This window comes from Mycobacterium sp., from assembly GCF_032161845.1.
Classification (GTDB): domain Bacteria; phylum Actinomycetota; class Actinomycetes; order Mycobacteriales; family Mycobacteriaceae; genus Mycobacterium.
The window spans coordinates 1-2,654 of the sequence record NZ_JAVRQA010000173.1 but is presented as its reverse complement, the minus strand read 5'-3'; the positions used below and the strand labels follow the sequence as shown (position 1 = coordinate 2,654).

At 66.1% G+C, this 2,654-nt stretch carries 3 protein-coding genes and 1 pseudogene; 2 read left to right on the top strand and 2 right to left on the bottom strand.

Features of this window, described 5'->3' with window-relative positions:
• Positions 1–157: 157 nt before the first annotated feature.
• Complete coding sequence (locus QOD90_RS09960) at positions 158–928, top strand: SDR family NAD(P)-dependent oxidoreductase (RefSeq protein ID WP_526349131.1); 771 nt, start codon at positions 158–160, stop codon at positions 926–928.
• Positions 929–942: 14 nt separating this feature from the next.
• On the opposite strand, the gene QOD90_RS09955 is transcribed toward QOD90_RS09960, so the two are convergent.
• Together QOD90_RS09955 and QOD90_RS09950 are read right to left on the bottom strand one after the other, a co-directional pair.
• Positions 943–1,728: an enoyl-CoA hydratase/isomerase family protein gene (locus tag QOD90_RS09955; RefSeq protein WP_526349129.1), complete on the bottom strand. Its 786-nt coding sequence runs from the start codon at positions 1,726–1,728 to the stop codon at positions 943–945.
• 24 nt (positions 1,729–1,752) lie between these two features.
• Positions 1,753–2,436 (bottom strand): TetR/AcrR family transcriptional regulator, encoded by a 684-nt coding sequence (locus tag QOD90_RS09950; RefSeq protein WP_526349127.1) that lies wholly within the window; start codon positions 2,434–2,436, stop codon positions 1,753–1,755.
• A gap of 69 nt (positions 2,437–2,505) precedes the next feature.
• Between QOD90_RS09950 and QOD90_RS09945 the strand changes: the two are divergent.
• Positions 2,506–2,654: pseudogene (locus tag QOD90_RS09945) on the top strand (ferredoxin reductase); the annotation flags it as partial.

Genomic DNA, 2,654 nt, shown 5'->3' with positions numbered 1-2,654 from the left:
GCAGTCGTCGTGTCTGACGGTTCGATGTCGACGGGCGAGACGACCACGGTGACGTTCACCGGGACGATTGCGCCGGTCGTTGCCGTACCCGCCGTCAAGGCCAAGCCCTACGGCGCGGCCTAAATCTCAGCGAACTGGAACGTGTTCTACTGTCGGCGTGGATCGCCAGACATTCGACGCACTCTTCGACATGACCGGCCGCACCGTCATCGTGACGGGCGGTACCCGCGGGATCGGGCTGGCGTTGGCGGAGGGCTTCGTACTCGCCGGTGCCAACGTCGTCGTCGCCAGCCGCAAGGCCGACGCCTGCGAGCAGGCGGCCACCCACCTGCGTGGGCTCGGCGGGCAGGCGGTCGGGGTGCCCGCGCACGCAGGCAGCCTGGAGGACCTCGACGTCCTGGTGGATCGCACGGTGGCCGAGTTCGGCGGCATCGACGTGGTGGTCAACAACGCCGCCAACGCGTTGGCCCAACCGCTCGGTGAGATCACCGCCGAGGGGTGGGCGAAGTCGAACGAGGTCAACGTCCGCGGGCCGGTCTTTCTCGTGCAGAAGGCGTTGCCGCACTTGAAGGACAGCAAGCACGCCGCCGTGCTGAACCTGGTATCGGTCGGCGCGTTCAACTTTGCGGCGGACATGTCGATCTACGCGGCAGGCAAGGCCGCGGTGATGTCGTACACGCGATCGATGGCGGCGGCGTTCGTCCGCGACGGCATCCGGGTCAATGCGATCGCGCCAGGGCCCGTCGACACCGACATGATGCGCAACAATCCGCAACAGGCGATCGACGGCATGGTCGGCGGAACGTTGATGAAGCGGTTGGCGAACCCCGACGAGATGGTCGGCACCGCACTGCTGTTGTGTTCGGACGCGGGCAGCTACCTCACCGGCACGGTCGTGATCGTCGACGGCGGGGGCACGCCCCGCTAGCCGTCGACCTCCCATCAGCCCCTCTTACGCGTCGCGAAGGCTGCCGTCGCCTCTTTCATGTCACCACTGGTCGACGACAGGATCTGACTGCGGTTCTCCACCTGCAACGCCGCCTGCAGGCTCGCTGCCTCGAGGTTCGCCCACAGCACCTGCTTGGTGGATTCGACCCCGAACTTGCCGTAGCTGCACAGTGTTTCGGCGATGGCGAGGGCGTCATCGACCGCCGAGCCGGTGGCGATCCGCGACACCAGCCCGATCCGCAACGCTTCGTCGGCCTCTACTGTGCGGGCGGTGAGGATCAGGTCGAACGCCTGGCCGGCGCCGACGATTCGCGGCAGCGTGTAACTGACGCCGATGTCGCAACCGCCGAGTCCCAGCTTGATGAACTGCGTGCAGAACCGCGCGGACTGCGAGGCAATCCGGATGTCCGAGGCCATCGCCAGCGCGAACCCTCCGCCGTATGCCGGGCCGTTGACCGCCGCAATCACCGGCTGGCGCAGGTTGCTCAATCGGGTGGTCAACTCGGCGATGCGCTCCTGCCACCGCATGCTCGACCGCGGGACCTCCAGCCCGTGAGTGGCCTCGTCCGGGTACGGCTCGGTGAGGTCGAGGCCGGAGCAGAATCCCCGCCCTGCGCCGGTGAGCACCACGACGCGGCACTGAACGTCGGAGTTGACGTCCTCCAGCGCGCGATGGAGATCCTCGACGAGGCCGTAGTTCAGCGCATTGAGCTTCTCCGGGCGGTTGAGCGTGATGACGGCGATGTCGGGGCGCGGACGGCTCAGCTCGAGATGCGGCATAGCGCCTCACCCTATTCGCGCGCCTCAGTCGCTACCGTGCCATCCGTTGATCCCAACGATGATCATCCGGAGCTGCTTGACGGCGGTGCGCCGGATGTCGTCGAGCGCACCGGCGTCGACTGCATCTTCAATGGCTTCGGCGATCACGATCATCGAGTTCACGAAGAGGCTGGACAGGATGTTGAGGTCTTCGGCGCTCCATGAATTCAGCCCGGGGAAGCGGGTCAGGTCGATGGCCAACTCCGAGGTGAGCAGCCGGATCTCGGTGCGGATCGCGTAGCGCAGAACCGTCACGCCGCTATTGCGTTCACGGGCGATGAAACGCCAATGCTCGCGGCGCTCGGCCACACCGGCGACGAGGATGTCGACCGTTGATTCGATGACCCGGCTCGGGTCGAGCTTGCCCGCTCTCGCGCCGCGCAGCATGTCGCGCAGGGCGCGGAACGACTCGTCGATCAGAACCAGGCCGAGCGCTTCCATGGAGTCGAAGTGCCGGTAGAAGGCAGCGGGCACGATGCCGGCCTCACGGGTCACTTCACGCAGGCTCAGTGCGCTGAAGCTGCGCTCCTCGAGCAGTTGCAACGCCGCAGCCACGATGGCCCGTCGGGTCGCTTCCTTGCGTTCCTCGCGCGACAGGGTCTCGCGAGAACGGGAGGACCCCGAACGCCCCGATCGGGACGATCGTGAACTGGGCGTACGATCGTTCACTATGTGAAACCTACCACAACCTGCTCGAATCGATTGACGGTTCCGAGGTATGGAGCGCACGGTATACATGTGTTCACCCAAACGAAGTCCGCTCAAACGAAGACGCTGAGCCTGCGGGACAGAGTGCTGCGGTCGCCTCTGGTTGACCTGCTCACCGGACCGCACGGCGTCGATCGCTACACGGAGCTCGTCGAGCCCACCTGGACGCTGGGGGACTC